This window comes from Sphaerotilus hippei, from assembly GCF_003201595.1.
GTDB lineage: Bacteria > Pseudomonadota > Gammaproteobacteria > Burkholderiales > Burkholderiaceae_C > Sphaerotilus > Sphaerotilus hippei.
Window position 1 is genome coordinate 133,672 of record NZ_QJJS01000007.1, and the last position, 22,600, is coordinate 156,271.

Below are 22,600 nucleotides of genomic sequence, written 5' to 3' on the forward strand. Positions count from 1 at the left end.
CGTGGCGTGCGTGGCGTGCGTGTCGTGCACGCCGCGCCGCGCCCGCCCCGGTTCAGGCGCGCGCGGCAGGGGCGGCGCCGCGGGCCGGGGTCGTCAGCCGCTCCTTCAGCGTCAGCATCGGCTGCTCCAGGCAGTGCCAGGACACCCAGGCCAGCGCCACCACCAGCGCGCCGACCAGGCCGATGTAGAGCACTGACAGCCCGGTGTGCCCGCGGGCCTGGGGCAGCCAGGCCTCGAGCAGCGGCAGGCCGATCAGGTCGTGCACCGGCTTGTGCAGCACGTAGATCGCGAAGCTGTAGCGGCCCAGCTGCCGCAGCGCGTCCAGCCGCAGCAGGCGCTGCCACAGCCTCAGCCCGACGTAGGGCCAGTGCAGCAGCAGCGCCAGCGGGGAGCGCGACAGCGCCTTCAGGCCGATCGGCGAACGGGGCCGCACGGCGGTCCACAGCAGCAGCACGAAGCCCAGCGACAGCAGGCTGTAGCCCCAGACCTGCGACGGCCCGGACGTGCGCTGGAAACCGTGCGAGACCACGCCGGCGGCCAGCAGCAGGCTCAGTCCGGCCAGCCAGACCAGGCCGGCGGATTTCAGTGCCTGCTCGGGGTGGCCGGGGTCGACCCGCGGCAGCGGCCCGCACGGGCGGCGTCGTGCGCCCTGCAGCGCCTGCCAGGCTGCCAGCGCGGCCCCGGTGGCCAGCGCATCCATGCGGCTGATGGTGAACGCGTAGACCGCCTCCGGGCTCGTCCCGCCGGCCAGCAGCGCCGCCCGCAGCGGCGGGCCGAGCACGATCAGCCCCGCGCACAGCGCCACCACCTGCCAGGGCGGGCGCCGGTGCAGCAGCAGCGGCCAGAGCAGGTAGAACTGCTCCTCGACCGCCAGCGACCAGAAGTGCGGCAGCCGGTCCTGGCCGCCCCAGCCGATCGGGCCGGTCCAGTTCGCCACGAAGACCCACAGCCAGCCGTCCCCCCGCTGCAGCGGGCCGGCCCACTGCGGCAGCAGACCGGGCAGCAGCAGCGTGAACAGCAGCAGGCTGACAAGGTAGAGCGGCAGGATGCGCAGGCTGCGCCGGACCAGGAAGCGCCCGTACCAGCCCGGTCCGGCCGACCGGGCCAGCAGTCCGCGCGTGATCAGGTAGCCGCTGAGCACGAAGAACAGCTGCACGCCGATCCAGCCCAGGAACATCAGCTCCTTCACCAGCCGGCCGAGCAGGCCGCTGCCGGCGGAGATCTCCAGCACGTCGAGGTTGTGCAGCAGCACCAGCACGATGGCCAGGCCACGCAGCCCGTCGAGCGCCGGCAGGTGCCCCGGGTCGGTGCCCGGGGGCGGGGCTGGAAGCGTTGTAACCATCCGTGATAATTGTGAAAAATATCACGGACATTCTGCGCCATCCCGGCGCTGGCGGGGCAGGCGATGTCCTGCCGTCGGGCCTCAGCTGTCGCGTGCCAGCCTCAGCGTCAGCTGTTCACAGGCGGGATCGCCGCAGCGGCCGCACAGGTGGCGCCAGCGCGGGCGTTCGACGGTCGGTGGCGTGCGGTCCAGGTGCCGGCGCAGCGCGGGGCCGCAGATCGCCAGCGCAGCCTCCAGCCGCGCACCGCCGCTGCCACTGACCACCGAGAACGACTGGCCGTCGCCGAGCAGCGCTCGCCGCAGCTTGTGGTCCACCGGCTCGCGCACCTGCGGGCCGTCGCGCTGCAGGCCGTCGGCCTGCCACGGCAGGTCCAGGCCGGTCAGCAGCGTCAGGTGCACCTGGCAGCGGTGCATGGCCAGCGCGTCGACGTGCAGCGAGGTGTCGCCGAAGACCTGTTCGCTGTAGACGGCGGTGAGCAGGGCGGTCGTGTCGGCCACGACCACCGGGTGCTGCCGGCAGGCTGCGGCGATGCGCCGGCTCTGCTCCCGGGCGATGGCCTGCTGCTCGTCGCGGGTCGGGGTGCGCTGGTGCAGGTCGCAGAACTCGCGCAGGTACTCACCGACCCGGGCCGCCTGCGGCCGGGGCCAGCGGGCCCGCTCGGCGGGGCCGGCATGGGCCGACCAGAGCGCCGGCAGCGCCTCGGCCAATTCGGCGGCGAGCGTGGTCTTGCCGGTGCTTTCGGCGCCGACCAGCGCGACGACCCAGGCGCCGCCGTCAGGCATGGGCGGACCGTCCGTCGTGGTGCCGTCGCAGCCAGGCGCGCCAGCCCAGCGCGGCCAGCACCACGAACACCGTGTAGAGCACGACCGTCAGCCACAGGCCCTTGTAGGCGAACAGCGCGACGCTGACGACGTTGACGACGATCCAGGTCGGCCAGTTCTCGATGTACTTGCGCCCCAGCAGCCACTGGCCGGTCAGGCTCAGCGCGGTCGGGAAGGCGTCCCACCAGGGCACGTCGGTGTCGGTGCACGTGTCGAGGAACCAGCCCAGGGCCGGCCAGGCCAGCGCGGTGGCCAGCAGCACCCGCAGGCGCAGCGCCGGCGGCAGGTGACGCACCCGCAGCGGCTCGCCGCCGGCGTCGTGGCCACGCAGCCACTGCCACCAGCCCCACAGCGCGACCACGGCGAAGAAGATCTGCAGCCCGGCGTCGCCATAGAGCTTGCTGCTGCGGAACAGCTCGAAATAGAGCAGCGAGCTGACGATGGCCAGCGGCCAGCCCATCGGGTTGACGCGCATGTTGCACAGCACCATCACCAGGGCGAGCACGAAGGCGAGCACCTCCAGCCAGCTCACGGGGGCGCCCCACAGCGTGAAGGCCGCGGCCATCAGGGGTTGAAACAGGGTCGAGAGGCTGTCCATGTGGGTCCTGCCTGCATGAAAAAAGGCCCTTGCGGGCCTCGGGGGGTGGCGCAGCCCGGGTCAGCGGGGCGGCGTGTACTGCACCAGGATCTCGTCCGGCTTGAGCATGCCCAGCTGGCTGCGGGCCCGCTCCTCGAACATCTCCAGACCCTGCTGCAGGTCACGCACCTCCGCCAGCAGCCGGTCGTTGCGCGTGCGGGCCTGCGCGTTGCGCGAGTCCTGCTCGTCGAGCAGGCGGCGCAGCTCCATCACCCGCGGCACACCGTTGTCGCCGAACCAGAGTTCGACATGCACCAGCGCGATCAGCACGCCGAGGATGATGGTGACGCTGCGCACGCGCGGACTTCCCGATCAGCGCAGGTTGTAGAACGCGGCGCGGCCCGGGTAGACGGCGATGTCGCCCAGGTCTTCTTCGATGCGCAGCAGCTGGTTGTACTTGGCGATGCGGTCGCTGCGGCTCATCGAGCCGGTCTTGATCTGGCCGGCGTTCAGGCCCACGGCGATGTCGGAGATCGTCGAGTCCTCGGTCTCGCCCGAGCGGTGCGAGATCACGGCGGTGTAGCCGGCGCGCTTGGCCATCTCGATGGCGGCGAAGGTTTCCGACAGCGTGCCGATCTGGTTGATCTTGATCAGGATCGAGTTGGCGATGCCCTTGTCGATGCCTTCCTTCAGGATCTTCGTGTTGGTGACGAACAGGTCGTCGCCCACGATCTGCACGTTCTTGCCCAGGCGGTCCGTCAGGTGCTTCCAGCCGGCCCAGTCGCCTTCGGCCATGCCGTCCTCGATCGAGATGATCGGGTACTTGTCGCACCAGGTGGCCAGGATGTTGGTCCACTCCTCGGCGGTCAGCGTCAGGCCTTCGCCTTCCAGGTGGTACTTGCCGTCCTTGTAGAACTCGGAGGCGGCGCAGTCCAGGCCCAGGGCGATCTGCTCGCCGGCGCGGTAGCCGGCCTTCTCGATGGCGTCGAGGATCAGCTGGATCGCGGCTTCATGGTTGGGCACGCTCGGGGCGAAACCACCCTCGTCGCCCACGGCGGTGCTCATGCCCTTGTCGTGGATGATCTTCTTGAGCGCGTGGAACACCTCGGCGCCCCAGCGCACGGCTTCACGGAAGGTGGGCGCACCGACCGGGATGATCATCAGCTCTTGCAGGTCGAGGTTGTTGTTGGCGTGGGCGCCGCCGTTGATGACGTTCATCATCGGCACCGGCAGCTGCACGCCGCCCATGCCGCCGAAGTAGCGGTACAGGGGCAGGCCCGACTCTTCGGCCGCGGCGCGGGCCACGGCCATCGAGACGGCCAGCATGGCGTTGGCACCCAGGCGGCTCTTGTTGTCGGTGCCGTCGAGGTCGATCAGGGTCTTGTCCAGGAAGGCCTGCTCGGAAGCGTCCAGGCCCAGCACGGCTTCGCTGATCTCGGTGTTGATGTTCTGGACCGCGTTGAGCACGCCCTTGCCCAGGTAGCGGGCCTTGTCGCCGTCGCGCAGCTCGATGGCTTCGCGCGAACCGGTGGACGCGCCGCTCGGCACGGCCGCACGGCCCATGGTGCCGGACTCCAGCAGCACGTCACATTCCACGGTGGGGTTGCCACGGCTGTCGAGGATCTCGCGGGCCACGATGTCTACGATTGCACTCATTGGGTCTCTTCTCCTGGGTTCATCAAAAAACGGGGCGCTGCGCATGGTGCCCCAAGCGGGTTACATCGAGCGGACATCCGATCAGGGGAACGTCGAATCCGGCACGGCCTGCCCGCCTGAATGAGGGGGCTCGATCAGCAGTCGAAGTCGTCTTCCAGCAGCGGCCGGGCCTTGATCACGCGGTCCAGCGCCACCAGCTGCTCGAGCAGTGCCCGCATGTGGCGCAGCGGCACGGCGTTCGGGCCGTCGCTCATCGCGTGGACCGGATCCGGGTGCGTCTCCATGAACAGGCCGGCCACGCCGACGGCCACGCCGGCCCGGGCCAGCACCGGCACGAACTCGCGCTGGCCGCCCGAGCTGCTGCCCTGGCCGCCCGGCAGCTGCACGCTGTGGGTCACGTCGAACACCACCGGGGCGCCGGTCTCGCGCATGATCGCCAGCGAACGCATGTCCGAGACCAGGTTGTTGTAGCCGAAGCTGGCGCCACGCTCGCAGGCCAGGAAGCTGTCCTCCGGCAGGCCCGCGTCGCGGGCGGCGTCGCGGGCCTTCTGGATGACGTTCTTCATGTCGTGAGGGGCCAGGAACTGGCCCTTCTTGATGTTCACCGGCTTGCCGCTGCGGGCGACGGCGCGGATGAAGTCGGTCTGCCGGCACAGGAAGGCGGGCGTCTGCAGCACGTCGACCACGCTGGCGACCTCGGCCACCTGCGACTCGTCGTGCACGTCGGTCAGCACGGGCAGGCCCGTCTGGCGGCGCACCTCGTCGAGGATCTTCAGGCCCGCGTCGATGCCCACGCCCCGTTGGGTCTTGCCCGACGAGCGGTTGGCCTTGTCGAACGAGCCCTTGTAGATCAGCGGGATGCCCAGCGCGGTGCAGGCTTCCTTGAGCTGGCCCGCCACATCGAGGGACATCTGCAGGCTTTCGATCGAGCAGGTGCCGGCGATCAGGAAGAAGGGCCGGTCCAGGCCGACGTCGAATCCGCAGAGCTTCATGGTGCTGTCTCTTGAAGTGAGGGGCGGGCGCGGGCTCAGTCGGCCCGGGTGGCCTGGCGGTGGGCCAGGGCCGCGTCGATGTAGCTGATGAACAGCGGGTGGCCGTCCCAGGGCGTCGACTTGAACTCGGGGTGGAACTGCACGCCCACGTACCACGGGTGCACCGCCTTCGGCAGCTCGACCATCTCGGTGAGCTTCTCGCGCTGGGTGATCGCCGAGATCACGAGGCCGGCGTCCTGCAGGCGCTGCAGGTACTTCTCGTTGGCCTCGTAGCGGTGGCGGTGGCGCTCGGTGACGACGTCGCCGTAGATGCCGTGCGCGATCGTGCCGGGCTTGACGTCCGAGCTCTGCGCGCCCAGGCGCATCGTGCCGCCGAGGTCCGAGTTGGCGTCACGCTTCTGGATCGAGCCGTCGGCGTCCTGCCATTCGTCGATCAGCGCGATCACCGGGTGCGGGCTGTCGGGCTCGAACTCGGTGGAGTTCGCGCCGCTCAGGCCGGCCATGTGGCGGGCGTACTCGATCGTGGCCACCTGCATGCCCAGGCAGATGCCGAGGTAGGGGATGCCGTGCTCGCGGGCGTACTGCGCCGCGACGATCTTGCCCTCGATGCCACGCTTGCCGAAGCCGCCGGGCACCAGGATCGCGTCGTACTTCGACAGCTGAGGCGCGGCCTCGGGCGTCAGCGTCTCGGAGTCGACATACTCGATGTTGACCTTGACGTGGTGGTGGATGCCGGCATGGCGCAGCGCCTCGTTGAGCGACTTGTACGAGTCCGACAGCTCGGTGTACTTGCCGGCCATCGCGATCGTGACCTCGCCCTTCGGGTTGGCGACTTCCTTGACCAGCCGGTCCCAGCGGCCGAGGTTGGCCGGCTTGGTCAGCAGCTGGAACTTCATGCAGATCATCTCGTCCAGGCCCTGCTCGTGCAGCATGCGTGGCACCTTGTAGATCGTGTCCGCGTCCCACACCGAGATCACGCCGTGCGGCGCGACGTTGGTGAACAGCGAGATCTTCTCGCGTTCCTCGTCGGGGATCGGGCGATCGGCGCGGCACAGCAGCGCGTCGGGCTGGATGCCGATCTCGCGCATCTTCTGCACCGTGTGCTGGGTCGGCTTGGTCTTCAGTTCACCGGCCGCGGCGATGAAGGGCACGTAGGTCAGGTGCACGAAGGCCGAGTTGCTCGGGCCCAGCTTGAGCGCCATCTGGCGCACGGCCTCGAGGAAGGGCAGGGACTCGATGTCACCCACCGTGCCGCCGATCTCGACGATGGCCACGTCGACCGCCTCGGGCGTGCCCACGCCGGCGCCGCGCTTGACGTAGTCCTGGATCTCGTTGGTGACATGGGGGATGACCTGCACGGTCTTGCCCAGGTAGTCGCCACGGCGCTCCTTCTCCAGCACGGACATGTAGATCTGTCCGCTGGTGAAGTTGTTGGACTTCCTCATCCGCGTGGTGATGAAGCGCTCGTAGTGGCCGAGGTCCAGGTCGGTCTCCGCACCGTCATCGGTGACGAAGACCTCGCCGTGCTGGAATGGCGACATGGTGCCCGGATCCACATTCAGGTAGGGATCGAGCTTGATGAGGGTGACGGTCAGACCGCGCGACTCGAGGATGGCCGCCAGTGACGCTGCGGCGATGCCCTTGCCCAGGGAAGACACCACACCGCCGGTGACGAAGACGAATTTGGTCATGTCAAGCGGCCCTCCCTTGCCGATGCACCAGCTCGTGCCGGTGACACCTTTCAGGAGGGCCGTGGTGGTAAACCGAGATTATAGAAGGCACTCGGCCTGTTGCCAGCAAGCGTGGCTCAGGCCCGGCCTGCGGGGGGGGCTTCAGAACTCGAGGTTGTCGATCAGCCGGGTGTGGCCCAGGCGGGCGGCGGCCAGCGCCACCAGCGGGGTGCCGCCCTCCAGGTCGCCGGCCTGCGGCGCCAGCAGATCGGCGCGGCGGCGCAGCGTCAGGTAGTCGGGCACCCAGCCCTGCTCGTGCATCGTCTGCATGGCGCGGGCCTCGATGGCGGCGAGGTCACGCTCGCCCTGGCCGATCGCGGCGGCCATCGCCTGCAGCGCCTGCGCCAGCTGCACGGCCCGGGCCCGCTCGGCCGGGTCCAGGTAGCCGTTGCGCGAGGACAGCGCCAGGCCGTCGTCGGCGCGCCGGGTCTCGCCCGCGATCACCTCGACCGGCAGCGCGAACTGCTCGACCATGCGGGTGATGACCATCAGCTGCTGGTAGTCCTTCTTGCCGAACACGGCCCAGCGCGGCTGCACGATGCACAGCAGCTTCATCACGACGGTGCACACGCCGGTGAAGAAGCCGGGCCGGAAATGCCCCTCCAGCAGGTCGGCCAGCGCGGCGTCCGGGACCACCTTGAAGGTCTGCGGCTGCGCATAGAGCTCGTCCTCGGCCGGGGCGAAGACGATGTCGCAGCCGGCGCCGTCGAGCAGTTCGCCGTCGCGTTCAAGCGTGCGCGGGTAGCGGTCGAAGTCCTCGTGCGGGGCGAACTGCAGCCGGTTGACGAAGATGCTGGCGACCACCAGGCCGCTGTCGCCGGCGCGGGCCCGGGCCTGGCGCACCAGCGCCAGGTGGCCGTCATGCAGATTGCCCATGGTGGGCACCAGGGCGATGTCGCGGGTGCCGGCCAGTGCGCTGCGCAGTTCGGCGATCGTGTGGAGGACGCGCATGGTGGTGTCTCGTCGTGTCGGGAATCGGGGGGGGGGGGGCGCCGGGTCAGGCCGCGGCGTAGCTGTGGGCCACCGGGTCGGGGAACTCGCCGGACTTGACGGCGGCCACGTAGGCGCGCACGGCGGCTTCGGCGCTGTCGTGGCCGCTCAGGAAGTTGCGCACGAAACGGGGCAGGCGCCCGCGGGTCAGGCCGAGCATGTCGTGCAGCACCAGCACCTGGCCCGCCGTGGCGGGGCCGGCGCCGATGCCGATGGTCATCAGCGTCGGGTTGTCGGCCTGCACCGCCTCGGCCACCGCGCTGGGCATCAGCTCGAGCACCATCATGCTGGCGCCGGCCTGGGTCAGTTCGGTGGCGTGGCGGCGCAGCGTGCCCGCGCTGGCATCGTCACGGCCCTGGATGCGGTAGCCGCCCAGCGCATGCACGCTCTGCGGGGTCAGTCCGAGGTGGGCGCAGACCGGCACGCCCCGCTCGGTCAGGAAACGCACCGTCTCGGCGGTCCAGCCGCCCCCTTCGAGCTTGACCATCTGCGCGCCCGCCTGCATCAGCGCCGCGGCGCTGGCCATGGCCTGGGCCGGGCCCTGCTGGTAGCTGGCGAACGGCAGGTCGGCGATCAGCCAGGCGGCGCCACCGACCAGGCCGCGCACGACGCAGCGTGTGTGGTAGACGGTCTCCTCGAGCGTCACGGGCAGCGTGCTGGTCTGGCCCTGGATGACCATGCCCAGCGAGTCGCCCACCAGCAGGCAGTCCACGCCCGCGTCGTCGCACAGGCGGGCGAAGGTGGCGTCGTAGGCGGTCAGCATCGAGATCTTCTCGCCCCGGGCCTGCAGCGCGCGCAGGCCGTGCAGGGTCAGCGGCTTGCGGGCATCGGTGCGTGCGGGGGTCTGGGCGTGGCTGCTCATCGTGTCTCCTGGGGGCGTCGGGGCACCGTCGGCTCCGGTGGCGGCGGATTCTAGCCAGTCGCCGTGGCGCTGTTGCAGCGCAGCACGGGGCCTGGGCAGCCGCTGCGGCGCGGCACTGATCTGCCGCAAGGCCCGGCACGGCCCGGTTCGACCGGCGCGTCAGGCCGGGGCGGTCACGCCCAGGGCGGCGAGCATCGACAGCACGACAGCGGCCGTCGCCGCGGGCTGCTCCATCGGGAAGAGGTGGCCGCCCTCGAGCCAATGCAGGTGGTCGTGCACCAGTGCGCGCGTGGTCGCCAGCCCGACCTGGCGCACCTCGCGGGAGCGGGTGCCGCCGATGAAGCCCACCGGGGCGCGCAGCGGGTGGCGGCGCAGCGTGGTCGCGAGCTGGTGGGGCAGGGTGTCGTAGATGCGGGTCTCGACGCGGCGGTCGAAGGCCAGGCGCACCCCGCCGGCGGGGTCCGGCTCGATGCCGGCCTGCAGGTAGTCCTCCAGCACGTCCGGATGCCAGCGTGCGAAGACGGCCTTGCTGCCGTAGTGGTGGCGCACGCTGTCGAGGTCGGGCCACTGCTGGCGGCGCCGCTCGGACAGGCGCCCGGGTGAATGGCGCCGCATCAGGCCCGTGGCCTGCAGCACCCGCAGGCTGTGCGCCCGCCAGCCGCCGATCACCGGCGAGTCCAGCAGCACGACCGCCCGCACCTGCTGCGGTCGCCGGCTGGCCGCCTTCAGGCTGAGGTAGCCGCCCATCGAATGGCCGACCAGCACCACGGGGGTGCCCGCCGGGGCGACCGAGTCGATGAAGCGAAGCAGCTCGTCGCGCAGGTGCGGCCAGTTGGCGGTGACGGGGAAGGCCGGGTCGTGGCCGGACCGGGCCAGGGCCTCGACCCGCCAGCCCGCGGCCTGCCAGGCCTCGAACAGCCGCCGGTAGGTGCCGGCCGGAAAACCGTTCGCATGGCAGAACACCAGCAGCGGGCGCTCGGCGGACATGGGGTTCAGACGATCTTGTCGTCCACCGTGCCGATCTTGGGCAGCGTCTCGTAGCGCTCGGATCGGGCCAGCAGCGGGTGGGCGCTGTCGCCACCGTCCCAGCGTGGATCGTCGATGCCCTCGAACACCTCGCGCAGGCGCTGGCCCCAGGTGTCGTGGATCATCTTGAAGTAGGGGTTCTTGTCGTCGATGCAGACGATCTGGTCGCTCTCGAGCGCTCCGGCGCGGTAGACCAGCAGGTCCAGCGGCAGGCCGACGCTGAGGTTGGACTTCAGCGTCGAGTCCATCGACACCAGCGCGCACTTGGCCGCCTCGTCCAGCGGCGTCGTCGGCGTCAGCACCCGGTCGAGGATGGGCTTGCCGTACTTCGACTCGCCGACCTGGAAGAAGCAGGTCTCGCGGGTCGACTCGATGAAGTTGCCGGCCGAATAGACCAGGAACAGGCGCATCGCCTCGCCGGCGATCTGGCCGCCGAAGATCATCGAGCAGTTGAAGTCGATGCCCGCGGCCTTCAGCGACGGACCGTCCTGTTCATAGACCCGCCGCACTGCCGAGCCGAGCACCCGCGTGGCGTCGAACATGCTCTTGGCGTTCCAGATGGTGATCGGCTCGTCGTCCCCGTTGGGGATCTTCTCGACCTGCAGGATCTCGCGCACGGACTGGGAGATGCTCAGGTTGCCCGCGGAGAGCATCACCATGAAGCGGTCTCCCGGCTTCTCGTAGACCATCATCTTGCGGAAGGTGCTGATCGCATCCAGGCCGGCGTTGGTACGGGAATCGGAGAGGAAGACGAGGCCGGCGTTGAGCCGGATGCCGACGCAGTAGGTCATGGGCGTTCCGAGGACAGGCTGCAGGAGGGGGAGGAAGACTCGGCCAGCGACTTGAGACGGTACAGCGCGTCCAGGGCAGCCCGAGGGGTGAGGGTATCAGGGTCGATCCGTGCCAGTTCGTCCAGCACGGGGGCGGGTGCGGCGGCGGCCGTGATCACCGCGGCGGGCGCCGGCTCGGCCGCGGTCGCCGCCACGGCCGGCAGCGGTTCCGGCTCGGCACCGAACAGGTCGATCTGGGTCTCGCCGGCCCGCTGCTGGGCTTCGAGCGACTCGAGCGCGCTGCGCGCCTGGCGCAGCACCGAACCCGGCATGCCGGCGAGGCGGGCGACCTGCACGCCGTAGCTGCGGCTGGCCGGGCCGGCCTCGATGGCGTGCAGGAACACGATGTCGTCGCCGCTCTCGGCGGCCGAGACGTGCATGTTCACCGCCTGCCGGTGGCGGGCCGGGAATTCGGTCAGCTCGAAGTAGTGCGTCGCGAACAGCGTGAAGGACCGGTTGCGGTCGTGCAGGTGGCTGGCGATCGCGCCGGCCAGCGCCAGGCCGTCGAAGGTCGAGGTGCCGCGGCCGATCTCGTCCATCAGCACCAGCGAATGTTCGGTGGCCCCGTGCAGGATGGCGCTGCCTTCGGTCATCTCGAGCATGAAGGTCGACTGGGCGTTGGCCAGGTCGTCGGCCGCGCCGATGCGGGTGTGGATGGCGTCGATCGGGCCGAGCCGGCAGCGCGCCGCCGGCACCCAGGAGCCGATCGCCGCCAGCAGCACGATCACCGCCACCTGGCGCATGAAGGTGCTCTTGCCGCCCATGTTCGGGCCGGTCAGGATGACCATGCGGCGCGCGGCGTCGAGCCGGCAGTCGTTGGCGATGAAGCTGCCGGCGCCGGTCTCGGCCAGCCGGGCCTCGACCACCGGGTGGCGGCCCTGCTCGATGTCCAGGCAGGGGTGGCCGACGAACTCCGGCGCGCACCAGCCGAGCGTGGCCGCCCGTTCGGCCAGCGCGGCCAGCGCATCCAGGCTGGCCAGCGCCCGGCCCAGCTCGGCCAGCGGCACCAGATGGGCCTGCAGCGCATCAAGCACCTGCTCGTAGAGCCACTTCTCGCGTGCGAGCGAGCGCTCCTGGGCCGACAGGGCCTTGTCCTCGAAGGCCTTCAGCTCGGGCGTGATGAAGCGCTCGGCGTTCTTCAGCGTCTGGCGGCGCTGGTAGTCCAGCGGCACCTTGTCGACCTGGCCCATCGTCACTTCGATGTAGAAGCCGTGCACCTTGTTGTACTGCACCCGCAGGTTGTTGATGCCGGTGCGGGTCCGCTCGCGGCTCTCCAGGTCGAGCAGGAAGGTGTCGCAGTGGGTGGCGATGCCCCGCAGCTCGTCGAGGTCGGCGTCGAAGCCGGGGGCGATCACGCCACCGTCGCGCAGCAGCACCGCGGGCTCCTCGGCGATGGCCCGCCGCAGCAGCGAGGCGATCGCCTCGTCCGGCGTCAGCGCGCCGTGCAGCGTGCGCAGCAGCGCGGCGCCGTCGGGCACCTGGCCGCGCAGGGCGGGCAGCGTGGCCAGGGTCTCGCGCAGGCCGGCGAGCTCCCGCGGGCGCACCTGGCGCAGTGCCGTGCGCGCGGTGATGCGCTGCACGTCGCTGACGTGGCGCAGCGCATCGCGCAGCGGCTCGGTCGCGCGGGCCTCGAGCAGCGCGGCGATCGCGCCATGGCGTTCACGCGCCACCGCCCGATCGCGCAGCGGGTGGGTCAGCCAGTGGCGCAGCATGCGGCTGCCCATGCCGGTGCGGCAGGTGTCGAGCAGCGACAGCAGCGTCGGGGCGGCCTCGCCGCGCAGCGTCTGCGTCAGCTCGAGGTTGCGGTGCGTGGCCGGCGGCAGCTCCAGCAGGTCGCCGCTGCGCTCGACCGTCAGGGTGTTGATGTGCGAGAGCGCCCGCCCCTGGGTGTGTTCGGCGTAGCTCAGCAGCGCCGAGGCGGCGGCATGCGCCACGCCCAGGTCCTGGGCATTGAAGCCGGCCAGGTGCGCCACCCGCAGCTGCTCGCGCAGCTTGCGCTCGCCCAGGCCACGATCGAACTGCCAGCCCGGGCGGGTGATCACCGGTGCGCTGCAGGCGCGCAGGGCGGCCGGGCGCTGGTCGGCGGCGGTCTCCGCGCTGACCAGCACCTCCGCCGGCGCGAGCCGTGCCAGCCAGGCGCCGAGTTCACGTTCGCTGCATTCGGTCAGGCCGAGCTGGCCGCTGGCCAGCGCCAGCCACGCCAGGCCGAAGCTCGGCGAGGCCGCAGGCCCCTGCCGGCACAGCGCCAGCAGGCGGGTGTCCTCGCGGTCGTCGAGCAGCTCGGTGTCGGTGATGGTGCCGGGGGTGACGACCCGCACCACCTTGCGCTCGACCGGCCCCTTGCTCGCCCCGACCTCGCCGACCTGCTCGGCGATCGCCACCGCCTCGCCCAGGCGGATCAGCCGGGCCAGGTAGTTCTCGACCGAATGCACCGGCACGCCGGCCATCACCACCGGCTCGCCATTGCTCTGGCCGCGGGTGGTGATGGTGATGTCGAGCAGCCGGTGGGCACGACGGGCGTCCTCGAAGAAGAGCTCGTAGAAGTCGCCCATCCGGTAGAACACCAGCGTGTCCGGGAACTCGGTCTTGATGCGCAGGTACTGCGCCATCATCGGCGTGTGGCCGGCAAAGCTCGGCTCGGCGCCCGGCGGCGGGGAGGTGATGGCGTTCACGGCAGGCGGCTCCGCTGCGCCCGGATCAGAACGGCGCGTCGTCGTCGCGGCGCGGGCCGCCACGGCGCGGTGCGGGTTCCGGCTCGGCCGGCGGCATGTCGGCCTTGCGGATGCGCGTGGGCTTGCGCACGACCACGGGCACCGGCGCCGGGGCCTCTTCCTCGACCGGATCGAAGGCCGCGGCCAGCGCCTGGGCCGGGGTCATCTCGAACGTCGGCTCGACCAGCGTCGAGCCCGGGCGGCTGGCCGAGAACGGCACCAGCACCTCGTCGGCCGGGGCGGCGGCTGCGGCCTCGGCTTCGGCGGCTGCGGCCGTCACCCGAGTCTTCAGGCGGCTGGTGCTGCGCGCCGGCTTGGCCGGAGCGGGGGCGGCGGCCTGCGCGGCGGCGGCACGCGTCTCGGCGGCCGGCTCGTCGTCCTTGATCATGCGGGTGTAGGGCGCCAGGATCTGCACCAGCTGGGCATAGATCTTGGGCGAGCCGCAGACCAGCTCACGCTGGTAGAGGTAGTCGGCCTCGCCGGTGAAGTTGCCCACCAGGCCGCCGGCCTCGGTGACGATCAGCGAGCCCGCGGCGACGTCCCAGGGCTGCAGGCCGGTCTCGAAGAAGCCGTCATACCAGCCGGCGGCGACGTAGCAGAGGTCGAGCGCCGCGGCGCCCGGGCGGCGCACGCCGGCGCAGCTCTGCATGATCTCGTCGAACATCTTCATGTAGCGGCGGAAGTTGTCGCCCTTGCGGAAGGGGAAGCCGGTGCCGATCAGGCAGTCGGCCAGGCGGATGCGCCGCGACACGCGCAGGCGCTTGTCGTTGAGGTAGGCCCCGCGGCCCTTGGTCGCGTAGAACAGGTCGTTGCGGCTCGGGTCGTAGACGACGGCCTGCTCGACCCGGCCCTTGAAGGCCAGCGCGATCGAGACCGCGTACTGCGGGAAGCCGTGGATGAAGTTGGTCGTGCCGTCGAGCGGATCGATGATCCAGACGAAGTCGCTGTGCTTGGCGCCCTGGGCGCGGCCGGTCTCCTCGCCGAGGATGGCGTGGCCGGGATAGGCCTGCAGCAGCGTGTCGATGATGGCCTGCTCGGCCGCCTGGTCGACTTCGGTGACGAAGTCGTTGGGCCCCTTGCTGGTCACGGTCAGGCGGTCCAGATCCAGGCTGGCGCGGTTGATGATCGCACCGGCTGCTCGCGCGGCCTTGATGGCGATGTTGAGCATCGGATGCAGATTGGCTTGCGACATGAGTGCAACTCTCTGACGTGAAGAAGGGGCTGACGGAAAAAAAGAGCGGGGCCGGGCACGCTCGGTGCCTCTGGCCGGACGACCGCGCGGTGCGCTCGAGGCGCCCGCTGTCATCCGCCAGACCGACGACCGCGGTCGTCCAGCCTATGATGGTCGGCCATTCTAGCGGGCCGCCCCGCTGCCTGTCACCTGCCTGGATTGCGCCGTCCCTGTGTCCGACCTCGAAGAACCGATTCCCGCCACCGCCTGCCACGTGCCCGCTCCCGCCCGCGACAGCACCCGTTTCGTGCTGGTGAACACCAGCCACCCCGGCAATGTCGGCTCGACCGCACGGGCGATGAAGGTGATGGGGTTTTCCGACCTGGTGCTGGTCGCGCCCCGGTTCCGGGACGTGCTCAGCCGCGAGGAGACCGTCGCCATGGCCAGCGGTGCGGCCGACATCCTGGTGCGCACGCGCATCGTCGACACGCTGGAGCAGGCGCTCGAGGGCGTGCAGGTGGCCTGCGCCACGGCGATGACGCCACGCGACTTCGGCCCGCCCACCCATGCGCCGCGTGAGCACCTGCCCGTGCTGGCCGCCGGTGCGGCCTCGGTGGCCTTCGTGTTCGGCAGCGAGCGCTACGGCATGTCCAACGAGGATGTCTACCGCTGCCAGGTCTGCCTGTCCATCCCGACCCGCGAGGCCTACGGCTCGCTGAACCTGGCGCAGGCGGTGCAGCTGATGGCCTACGAATGGCGCCAGGCGCTGGGGGGCTTCGACGTCGCGCCGCGCACCGCCGAGCCGCAGCGCGCGACGATCCCGGCGGTGCAGGGGGTGCTGTCGCACTGGGAGCAGGCGCTGGTGCACCTCGGCTTTCTCGACCCGGCGGCCCCGCGCAAGCTGATGCCGCGCCTGAACCAGTTGCTCAACCGGGCCGAGCTGGGCGATGAAGAGGTGCACATCCTGCGCGGCATCGCCCGGGCCATCCTGAAGCGCTGAGCCGCGCCGGCGCCGTGACGGCCTGCACGGATCCGGCCCAGACCCTACACTGAAGCCCAACGATCCTCATCACCGACCGCCGCCATGTTCTCCCGCCTGCGTGAAGACGTCGCCTGCATCCTCGAGCGCGACCCCGCCGCCAAGTCCGCCTTCGAGGTGCTGACCTGCTATCCCGGCCTGCACGCGCTGGTCATGCACCGCTGGGCCCACGCCTGCTGGGTCCACGGCCTGCGCTGGCCGGGGCGTTTCATCTCCCACATCGCCCGCTGGCTGACCGGCATCGAGATCCACCCGGGCGCGACCTTCGGTCGCCGGGTGTTCATCGACCACGGCATGGGCGTGGTCATCGGCGAGATGGCCGAGATCGGCGACGACTGCACCATCTACCAGGGCGTGACGCTGGGCGGCACCTCGCTGGTCAAGGGCGCCAAGCGCCACCCGACGCTCGGGCGCGGGGTCATCGTCGGCGCCCATGCCTGCGTGCTGGGCGGCTTCACGGTGGGCGAGGGCGCACGCGTGGGCTCCGGCGCGGTGGTCACCAAGCCGGTGCCGGCCAACGCCACGGCCGTGGGCAACCCGGCGCGCATCATCGTCGCCAGCGAGGAGGCCAAGCGCGAGAGCGTGGCCGCCCGCATGGGCTTCTCGGCCTATGGCGTGACCCAGGGCGACGATCCGGTGGCCCAGGCGATGAAGGGCCTGATCGACAACGCGGCCGGGCACGAGCACCAGATCGCGCTGCTGTGGCAGGCGATCGAGAAGCTGTCGGCGCGCGCCCGCGAGCTGCCGGCCGACCCCTGCGTGCCGCAGGACGCCTGCACCACCGAGCGTTTCGACGCCGAGCGCCTCACCCGCCTGGTGAAGTGAGCCGGCGCTTCAGGCGCGGGCGGGACGCTGCGCCGACTTCGGCCGGAAGGCCTGGCAGACGCTGTCGTCGGTCTCCAGGTAGGGCCCGCCGATGAGGTCGATGCAGTAGGGCACCGCGGCGAAGATGCCCGGGCAGGGCGGCACGGCCTGCGGCAGGCCCTCGAGCGTCTCGGCGATCGCCCGCGGCTGGCCCGGCAGGTTGATGATCAGTGTGCGGCCGCGAATCACCGCGACCTGGCGCGACAGGATGGCCGTGGGCACGAAGCGCAGGCTGATCTGGCGCATCTGCTCGCCGAAACCCGGCATCTCCTTGTCCGCCACCGCCAGCGTCGCCTCGGGCGTCACGTCGCGCCGGGCCGGGCCGGTGCCGCCGGTGGTCAGCACCAGGTCGCAGGCCTGCTGGTCGACCAGCTCGATCAGCGTGGCGCTGATGCCCGCCTGCTCGTCCGGAATCAGCCGCGTGACCCACTGCACCGGGTTGCGCAGGGCGCGGCCGAGCCAGTCCTGCAGCGCCGGCAGGCCCTTGTCCTCGTAGACCCCGCTGCTGGCGCGGTCGCTGATCGAGACCAGGCCCACCCGCACCGGTGCGGCGTCATTCGTCGCCATCGTCGTCCTCTTCCTCGTCACGGGCCGCCGCGGCTGCAGTCGCGGCGGCCTGCGCGGCCTTGACCAGCTGGAACAGGTCGCGGTAGGAGCGGCCCTTGCGGTCCGGCGTGCCGCCGGCGGGCTGGGCCTGCAGCGCCTTCTCGATGTCCTTGCGGGCGCTGCGGATCAGCGAGCGCAGCTGCTGCACGTCGGTGTCGGGGTGGTCGCCCATCCAGGTCGTCAGGGCCTGGTCGTCGGCCAGCAGCAGGTCGCGCCAGCGCTCGGCCTCGTGCAGCGCGAGCGTCTCGCGCGCGCCGGGCACCTTCATGGCGGCCACCGCCTCGCGCAGCGGCTCCGGGTCGATGCCCCGCATCAGCTTGCCCACGTACTGCAGCTGGCGGCGCCGGCCTTCGTGCGAGCGGATGCCGCGCAGGTCGTTCAGCGCGTCGCGCAGGTTCTCGGGCATGTCCAGCGCGGCCAGCCGGTTCTCGGGCAGTTCCAGCAGGGCCGAACCCAGGGCCTGGAGGTCGTGGCTGACCTTCTTGAGCTGGGTCTTGCTGGGACGGTCGTCGCCGTCTTCGATGTTGGTGTCGGGTGTGTTCACGGGGATGGTGGGCAAGGGAGCCTGAGGAGCCGGAGTGCGGCGCTGGGTAGCCGGTCGCCCGCCCCTGGGCGCGCATGACCGGCGGCTATCATACGAGCGCCCCGGACAGGCTGCCGATCACCGTGGTCGTCGGCCTTGTCCGACCGTCTCGCCCCGGACCCCCACATGACCGCAGCCAACGAAACCCAAAGCCCCGGATTTGCCCATACCCGAGCCCAGTTCCAGCAGCTGGTCGAGGACACGCTGGCCATCGCCCGCCAGCTCGGCGCCAGCGATGCCGGCGTCGAAGTCTCCGAGGGCGCGGGCCTGTCGGTGTCGGTGCGCAAGGGCCAGATCGAGAACGTCGAGCGCAACCGGGACAAGGGCATCGGCGTGAGCGTCTACCTCGGCCAGCGCCGCGGCAACGCCAGCACCTCCGACTTCTCGCCGACCGCGCTGCGCCAGACCGTGCAGGCGGCCTTCGACATCGCCCGCTTCACCGCCGAGGACAGCGCCGCCGGCCTGCCCGACGTGGCCGACCTGGCCCTGGGCGAGGCGGCCGAGCGTGACCTCGACCTGTTCCACCCCTGGGCGGTCGATGCCGCGGCTGCGGCCGAACTGGCGCTGCGCTGCGAGGCGGCCGCGATGGGGGTCGACGCGCGAATCACCAACTCCGAAGGTGCTGCCGTCTCGGCCCAGCAGTCGCACTTCTTCTCCGGCAACAGCCGCGGTTTCCGCGGCGGTTACGCCAGCTCGCGCCACTCGCTGTCGGTCTCGCCGATCGCCGGGCGCGGCAAGGACATGCAGCGCGACGGCTGGTACAGCTCGATGCGCTCGGCCGACGACCTGGCCTCGCCCGAGGCGATCGGCCGCTACGCCGCCGAGCGGGCGCTGTCGCGGCTGAAGTCGCGCAAGATCGCCACCTGCGAGGTGCCGGTGCTGTTCGAGGCGCCGGTGGCCGCCGGCCTGCTGGGCGCCTACGTGCAGGCCACCAGCGGCGGCGCGCTCTACCGCAAGACCACCTTCCTGAACGACAGCCTCGGCCAGGCCGTGTTCCCGGACCACATCGACATCCACGAGGATCCGCACCGGCTCAAGGGCAAGGGCAGCGCGCCCTTCGACGACGAGGGGGTGGTCACCCGGCCGCGCCAGGTCGTCGACGGCGGGGTCACGCAGGGTTATTTCCTGTCGAGCTACTCGGCCCGCAAGCTCGGCATGCGCACCACCGGCAACGCCGGCGGCTCGCAGAACCTGGTGATGAACAGCCGCTTCACCCGCGCCGACGACCACCTCGAGGAGATGCTGCGCAAGCTGCACCGCGGCCTGTTCGTCGTCGAGCTGATGGGCCAGGGCGTCAACTACGTGACCGGCGATTATTCGCGTGGCGCGGCCGGTTTCTGGGTCGAGGACGGCCGCATCGCCTACCCGGTGCACGAGATCACCATCGCCGGCCACCTGGGCGACATGTTCCGCCAGATCGCCGCGGTCGGTGCCGACGCCTACACGATGGGCGGCAAGACCGTCGGCTCGATCCTGATCGAGCGCATGACCCTGGCCGGGCACTGAGACTCGGCGGCGTGGCGGGCGCGCATCACTACGCAATACCGCGCAGGGGTTAGCCCCGTCGCGGTCGGGCGGGAGCGCTTCCTAGAATCATCTCGCTCACCAACACGTCTCAAACACGCAGGAGTCCCGCACATGGAACGTCGTTCCTTCATCCGCAAGACCGGTCTGGCAGGCGTTCTGGCTGCCGCCTCCGCACCGGCGGTGGTCCACGCCCAGTCGACCATCCGCTGGCGCCTGGCGTCGAGTTTCCCCAAGTCGCTCGACACCATCTATGGCGGGGCAGACGTCTTCTCCAAGAAGGTCAGCGAGATGACGGGCGGCAAGTTCACCATCTCGGTGCACGCCGGTGGTGAGCTGATGCCGGCGTTCGGCGTGGTCGACGGCGTGCAGAACGGCACGGTCGAGATGGCCCACACCGTGCCCTACTACTTCTTCGGCAAGGACGAGACCTTCGCGCTGGGCGCGGCGATCCCCTTCGGCATGAACAGCCGCCAGATGACGGCCTGGATGTACGAAGGCAACGGTCTGAAGCTGATGCGCGAGTTCTACGCCAAGTACTCGATGATCAACTTCCCCGGCGGCAACACCGGGGCCCAGATGGGCGGCTGGTACCGCAAGCCCATCAAGTCGATGGCCGACATGAAGGGCCTGAAGTTCCGCGTCGGCGGCTTCGCCGGCAAGGTGGTCGAGCGCCTGGGTGGCGTGCCGCAGAACATCCCGGGGGGCGAGATCTACCAGGCGCTGGAGAAGGGCACCATCGACGCGGCCGAGTGGATCGGCCCCTACGACGACCAGAAGCTGGGCTTCAACAAGGTCGCGCCGAACTACGCCTACCCGGCCTGGTGGGAAGGCGGCCCGCAGATCGACTTCTTCATCAACCAGAAGGCGTATGACGCGCTGTCGGCCGAGTACAAGGCCATCGTCGAGTGCGCGGCCGCCGCGGCCCACAGCAGCATGCAGGCCAAGTACGACGCCAAGAACCCGCTGGCGCTCAAGCAGCTGGTCGCCGGTGGCACCAAGCTCTTCCCGTTCCCGAAGGACGTGATGGACGCGGCCTTCAAGGAGTCGATGGCGCTCTACAGCGAGATCTCGGCCAAGAACCCGAACTGGAAGAAGGTCTACGACGACTTCTCGAAGTTCCGCGCCGACCAGAACCTGTGGTTCAAGTTCACCGAGGCCAAGTTCGACAGCTTCATGCAGAGCCAGAAGCTGTAATCCGGCCCGCACGGCGGGTGCCTCGCGGCACCCCCGGCACCTCTGCCCCGCCAACCCCGTCCGCCCCGTGCGGACGGGGTTTTGTCCTTCCTGGTCCGCCCGGTCGGGGCACGCGGGCGCCGGCTGCCTAGAATCGGCGCGATGACCTCGAGTTCCTCTGCCGCCGCCGTCGCCGTGCAGCCACCGCCCCACGTGCCCCTGTGGCCGGGCCTGGCATTCGCGCTGGTCGGCTCCATCGCCTTCTCCGGCAAGGCGATCATCGTCAAGCTGGCCTATCGCCACGGTGTCGATGCCGTCACGCTCATCATGCTGCGCATGCTGTTCGCGCTGCCGCTGTTCCTGGCCCTGACCTGGTGGGCGAGCCGAGGCAAGGCGCCGCTGACCGGGCGCGACTGGCGGGTCGTGCTGGGCCTGGGCTTCTCGGGCTACTACCTGGCCAGCATGCTGGACTTCGCCGGCCTGGCCTACATCAGCGCCAGCCTCGAGCGGCTGATCCTCTACCTCAACCCCACGCTGGTGCTGCTGCTGGGCGTGGTGCTGTTCCGGCGCCGGGTCCATGCACGCCAGATGCTGGCGCTGGCGGTGAGCTACGGCGGCGTGCTGCTGGTCTTCGGGCAGGAGCTGCATCTGGCCGGTGACCATGTGCTGCTCGGCACGGCGCTGGTGCTGGGTAGCGCGATCAGCTACGCGGTCTACCTGGTCTACAGCGGCGAGGAGGTCAAGCGGCTGGGGTCGCTGCGCCTGACCGGCCTGGCCACGACGGTGGCCTGCCTGCTGTGCATCGGCCAGTTCCTGCTGCTGCGCCCGGTCGGCGACATCCTGCGGGTGCCCGAGCCGGTGCTGTGGCTGTCGCTGCTCAATGCCACGGCCTGCACCTTCGCGCCGGTCATCCTGGTGATGATGGGCATCGAGCGCATCGGCGCGACGCTGGCCGCGCAGACCGGCCTGGTCGGGCCGATGAGCACCATCGTGATGGGCGTGTTCATCCTCGGCGAGCCGATGACGCTGTGGCTGGTGGCCGGCACCGTGCTGGTGTTCGTCGGCGTCGGGCTGCTGGCGCGCTGGCGCTGATGAACCGGTCGCGGCGCCTCAGCGCCGCGACGACACCAGGATGCCGGCGACGATCAGCGCGAAGGCGAGCGCGTGGTAGCCCTGCGGCCGGTCGCCCAGCAGGGCGCCCGACAGCAGCGCGGCGAACAGCGGCGTCAGGTTGACGAACAGGCTGGCCAGCGTCGGGCCGGCCTGGGCCACCGCGCGGCCCCAGAACCAGTAGGCGATGATGGACGGGCCGATCACGATGTAGACGACCGCCAGCACGACCCAGCCGTTGAGCACCAGCACGCGGTCGGACACCGCGGCCTCGACGCCTGCGGCCGTGCCGGCCCAGACCACGCCGAACAGCGCCTGGGCCAGCATGAACTCGTGCCAGTTCCAGGGCCGCGAGCGGCCGTCGGGCTCGTGCACCAGCGGGCGGCCGGTGTCGCGCATCGACGCCGGCGGGCGGGCCAGCAGCCAGCTGTAGCCCGCCCAGGAGGCCGCGGCCAGCAGCATGAACAGGTCCCCCTGGACAAACTGCACCTGGGCGATGGCCGACAGGTGGCCGCGCGTCAGCACGGTGGCCACGCCCAGCAGCGACAGCGCCGCGCCGGCCATCTGGGCCGTCCGGGGGCGCTCGCCGAAGAACAGGGCGCCCACGCTGAGCATCCACAGCGGCATGCTGGCGGCGATCAGCGTCACGTTCAGCGGCGTCGAGGTGGTCAGCGCCAGGTACTGCAGCGCGTTGTAGGCGCCGATGCCCAGCAGGCCGATCAGCGCCAGATGGGGCCAGCGTGCGGCGATCTGGCCACGTGCCGAGGCATCGAGGATGAAGCGCCGGCTCATCACCACCAGCACCAGCAGCACGATGGCCCAGCGCACCGCGTTGAGCATCAGCGGCGGCACGAAGGGCACGGTCATGCGGCCGACCACCGCATTGCCGGCCCACAGGAACGGGGGCAGGGTCAGCAGGCCGATCAGGCGTGGATTCAGTTTCATGGGTGGCGTCTCTCGAGGACTGGCATCCTATCGGTGAAGCCGGG

General features: G+C 70.6%; 20 protein-coding genes and 1 pseudogene. 5 read left to right on the top strand and 16 right to left on the bottom strand.

Features of this window, described 5'->3' with window-relative positions; translation table 11 throughout:
* Window positions 1-52: 52 nt before the first annotated feature.
* From C7444_RS09625 to C7444_RS09685, 13 genes and pseudogenes are all read right to left on the bottom strand, one after another.
* A complete protein-coding gene (locus C7444_RS09625; protein WP_110400639.1) occupies window positions 53-1,342 on the bottom strand; it encodes an acyltransferase family protein in 1,290 nt (429 codons plus the stop codon).
* 81 nt (window positions 1,343-1,423) lie between these two features.
* Complete coding sequence (locus tag C7444_RS09630) at window positions 1,424-2,125, bottom strand: AAA family ATPase (RefSeq protein WP_110400640.1); 702 nt, start codon at window positions 2,123-2,125, stop codon at window positions 1,424-1,426.
* Complete coding sequence (gene pnuC, locus C7444_RS09635; protein ID WP_110400641.1) at window positions 2,118-2,762, bottom strand: nicotinamide riboside transporter PnuC; 645 nt, start codon at window positions 2,760-2,762, stop codon at window positions 2,118-2,120. Before pnuC ends, C7444_RS09630 begins: the two co-directional genes overlap by 8 nt.
* Window positions 2,763-2,822: 60 nt before the next feature.
* Window positions 2,823-3,098 carry a septum formation initiator family protein gene (locus C7444_RS09640; RefSeq protein WP_110400642.1) on the bottom strand — a complete coding sequence of 92 codons (276 nt, stop codon included), beginning with the start codon at window positions 3,096-3,098 and terminating at the stop codon, window positions 2,823-2,825.
* Window positions 3,099-3,113: 15 nt separating this feature from the next.
* Window positions 3,114-4,397, bottom strand: coding sequence for a phosphopyruvate hydratase (eno, locus tag C7444_RS09645; RefSeq protein ID WP_110400643.1), 1,284 nt, complete (start codon window positions 4,395-4,397; stop codon window positions 3,114-3,116).
* A gap of 134 nt (window positions 4,398-4,531) precedes the next feature.
* On the bottom strand, window positions 4,532-5,389 hold the full coding sequence (gene kdsA, locus C7444_RS09650) for a 3-deoxy-8-phosphooctulonate synthase (protein ID WP_110400644.1): 858 nt from the start codon (window positions 5,387-5,389) through the stop codon (window positions 4,532-4,534).
* A gap of 35 nt (window positions 5,390-5,424) precedes the next feature.
* The gene (locus tag C7444_RS09655; protein WP_110400645.1) at window positions 5,425-7,080 is read right to left on the bottom strand and encodes a CTP synthase; all 1,656 of its coding nucleotides are present in this window, start codon (window positions 7,078-7,080) and stop codon (window positions 5,425-5,427) included.
* Between the two features lie 141 nt (window positions 7,081-7,221).
* Window positions 7,222-8,070, bottom strand: a complete 849-nt coding sequence (gene panC, locus C7444_RS09660) for a pantoate--beta-alanine ligase (protein WP_110400646.1) — start codon at window positions 8,068-8,070, stop codon at window positions 7,222-7,224.
* Window positions 8,071-8,116: 46 nt separating this feature from the next.
* Complete coding sequence (panB, locus tag C7444_RS09665) at window positions 8,117-8,971, bottom strand: 3-methyl-2-oxobutanoate hydroxymethyltransferase (RefSeq protein WP_110400647.1); 855 nt, start codon at window positions 8,969-8,971, stop codon at window positions 8,117-8,119.
* A 159-nt stretch (window positions 8,972-9,130) separates the two neighbouring features.
* Window positions 9,131-9,958, bottom strand: coding sequence for an alpha/beta fold hydrolase (locus tag C7444_RS09670; protein WP_110400648.1), 828 nt, complete (start codon window positions 9,956-9,958; stop codon window positions 9,131-9,133).
* A gap of 5 nt (window positions 9,959-9,963) precedes the next feature.
* Window positions 9,964-10,788: a proteasome-type protease gene (locus C7444_RS09675; protein ID WP_110400649.1), complete on the bottom strand. Its 825-nt coding sequence runs from the start codon at window positions 10,786-10,788 to the stop codon at window positions 9,964-9,966.
* Window positions 10,785-13,439, bottom strand: a complete 2,655-nt coding sequence (gene mutS / locus C7444_RS09680) for a DNA mismatch repair protein MutS (RefSeq protein WP_110400702.1) — start codon at window positions 13,437-13,439, stop codon at window positions 10,785-10,787. Before mutS ends, C7444_RS09675 begins: the two co-directional genes overlap by 4 nt.
* 501 nt (window positions 13,440-13,940) lie before the next feature.
* Window positions 13,941-14,730 (bottom strand): annotated as a pseudogene (locus tag C7444_RS09685) (inositol monophosphatase family protein); the annotation flags it as partial.
* A gap of 253 nt (window positions 14,731-14,983) precedes the next feature.
* Here C7444_RS09685 and C7444_RS09690 point away from each other — a divergent pair.
* Together C7444_RS09690 and cysE are read left to right on the top strand one after the other, a co-directional pair.
* Window positions 14,984-15,709, top strand: coding sequence for an RNA methyltransferase (locus C7444_RS09690; RefSeq protein ID WP_375136924.1), 726 nt, complete (start codon window positions 14,984-14,986; stop codon window positions 15,707-15,709).
* 84 nt (window positions 15,710-15,793) lie between these two features.
* On the top strand, window positions 15,794-16,573 hold the full coding sequence (gene cysE, locus C7444_RS09695; protein WP_110400650.1) for a serine O-acetyltransferase: 780 nt from the start codon (window positions 15,794-15,796) through the stop codon (window positions 16,571-16,573).
* A gap of 9 nt (window positions 16,574-16,582) precedes the next feature.
* On the opposite strand, the gene mog is transcribed toward cysE, so the two are convergent.
* Together mog and yjgA are read right to left on the bottom strand one after the other, a co-directional pair.
* Window positions 16,583-17,179: a molybdopterin adenylyltransferase gene (gene mog / locus C7444_RS09700; RefSeq protein ID WP_110400651.1), complete on the bottom strand. Its 597-nt coding sequence runs from the start codon at window positions 17,177-17,179 to the stop codon at window positions 16,583-16,585.
* Window positions 17,166-17,762: a ribosome biogenesis factor YjgA gene (gene yjgA / locus C7444_RS09705; RefSeq protein ID WP_245909488.1), complete on the bottom strand. Its 597-nt coding sequence runs from the start codon at window positions 17,760-17,762 to the stop codon at window positions 17,166-17,168. The genes mog and yjgA overlap by 14 nt, the downstream gene beginning before the upstream one ends.
* A 165-nt stretch (window positions 17,763-17,927) precedes the next feature.
* Here yjgA and pmbA point away from each other — a divergent pair, with 165 nt between their 5' ends.
* From pmbA to C7444_RS09720, 3 genes are all read left to right on the top strand, one after another.
* Window positions 17,928-19,307, top strand: coding sequence for a metalloprotease PmbA (gene pmbA / locus C7444_RS09710; RefSeq protein WP_110400653.1), 1,380 nt, complete (start codon window positions 17,928-17,930; stop codon window positions 19,305-19,307).
* Between the two features lie 132 nt (window positions 19,308-19,439).
* Window positions 19,440-20,522 carry a TRAP transporter substrate-binding protein gene (locus C7444_RS09715; RefSeq protein ID WP_110400654.1) on the top strand — a complete coding sequence of 361 codons (1,083 nt, stop codon included), beginning with the start codon at window positions 19,440-19,442 and terminating at the stop codon, window positions 20,520-20,522.
* Window positions 20,523-20,663: 141 nt separating this feature from the next.
* The gene (locus tag C7444_RS09720; RefSeq protein ID WP_110400655.1) at window positions 20,664-21,593 is read left to right on the top strand and encodes a DMT family transporter; all 930 of its coding nucleotides are present in this window, start codon (window positions 20,664-20,666) and stop codon (window positions 21,591-21,593) included.
* A gap of 18 nt (window positions 21,594-21,611) precedes the next feature.
* Here the strand turns inward: C7444_RS09720 and C7444_RS09725 are convergent, their stop codons facing one another.
* Window positions 21,612-22,556 carry a DMT family transporter gene (locus C7444_RS09725; RefSeq protein WP_110400656.1) on the bottom strand — a complete coding sequence of 315 codons (945 nt, stop codon included), beginning with the start codon at window positions 22,554-22,556 and terminating at the stop codon, window positions 21,612-21,614.
* Window positions 22,557-22,600 lie beyond the last annotated feature (44 nt).

Excerpts from the sequence above, each read along its gene's own strand:
- C7444_RS09625 (WP_110400639.1), bottom strand. The coding sequence starts at position 1,342 with ATGGTTACAACGCTTCCAGCCCCGCCCCCGGGCACCGACCCGGGGCAC.
- C7444_RS09630 (WP_110400640.1), bottom strand. The coding sequence starts at position 2,125 with ATGCCTGACGGCGGCGCCTGGGTCGTCGCGCTGGTCGGCGCCGAAAGC.
- pnuC (WP_110400641.1), bottom strand. The coding sequence starts at position 2,762 with ATGGACAGCCTCTCGACCCTGTTTCAACCCCTGATGGCCGCGGCCTTC.
- eno (WP_110400643.1), bottom strand. The coding sequence starts at position 4,397 with ATGAGTGCAATCGTAGACATCGTGGCCCGCGAGATCCTCGACAGCCGT.
- kdsA (WP_110400644.1), bottom strand. The coding sequence starts at position 5,389 with ATGAAGCTCTGCGGATTCGACGTCGGCCTGGACCGGCCCTTCTTCCTG.
- C7444_RS09655 (WP_110400645.1), bottom strand. The coding sequence starts at position 7,080 with ATGACCAAATTCGTCTTCGTCACCGGCGGTGTGGTGTCTTCCCTGGGC.
- panC (WP_110400646.1), bottom strand. The coding sequence starts at position 8,070 with ATGCGCGTCCTCCACACGATCGCCGAACTGCGCAGCGCACTGGCCGGC.
- panB (WP_110400647.1), bottom strand. The coding sequence starts at position 8,971 with ATGAGCAGCCACGCCCAGACCCCCGCACGCACCGATGCCCGCAAGCCG.
- C7444_RS09670 (WP_110400648.1), bottom strand. The coding sequence starts at position 9,958 with ATGTCCGCCGAGCGCCCGCTGCTGGTGTTCTGCCATGCGAACGGTTTT.
- C7444_RS09675 (WP_110400649.1), bottom strand. The coding sequence starts at position 10,788 with ATGACCTACTGCGTCGGCATCCGGCTCAACGCCGGCCTCGTCTTCCTC.
- mutS (WP_110400702.1), bottom strand. The coding sequence starts at position 13,439 with ATGATGGCGCAGTACCTGCGCATCAAGACCGAGTTCCCGGACACGCTG.
- cysE (WP_110400650.1), top strand. The coding sequence starts at position 15,794 with ATGTTCTCCCGCCTGCGTGAAGACGTCGCCTGCATCCTCGAGCGCGAC.
- mog (WP_110400651.1), bottom strand. The coding sequence starts at position 17,179 with ATGGCGACGAATGACGCCGCACCGGTGCGGGTGGGCCTGGTCTCGATC.
- pmbA (WP_110400653.1), top strand. The coding sequence starts at position 17,928 with ATGACCGCAGCCAACGAAACCCAAAGCCCCGGATTTGCCCATACCCGA.
- C7444_RS09715 (WP_110400654.1), top strand. The coding sequence starts at position 19,440 with ATGGAACGTCGTTCCTTCATCCGCAAGACCGGTCTGGCAGGCGTTCTG.
- C7444_RS09720 (WP_110400655.1), top strand. The coding sequence starts at position 20,664 with ATGACCTCGAGTTCCTCTGCCGCCGCCGTCGCCGTGCAGCCACCGCCC.
- C7444_RS09725 (WP_110400656.1), bottom strand. The coding sequence starts at position 22,556 with ATGAAACTGAATCCACGCCTGATCGGCCTGCTGACCCTGCCCCCGTTC.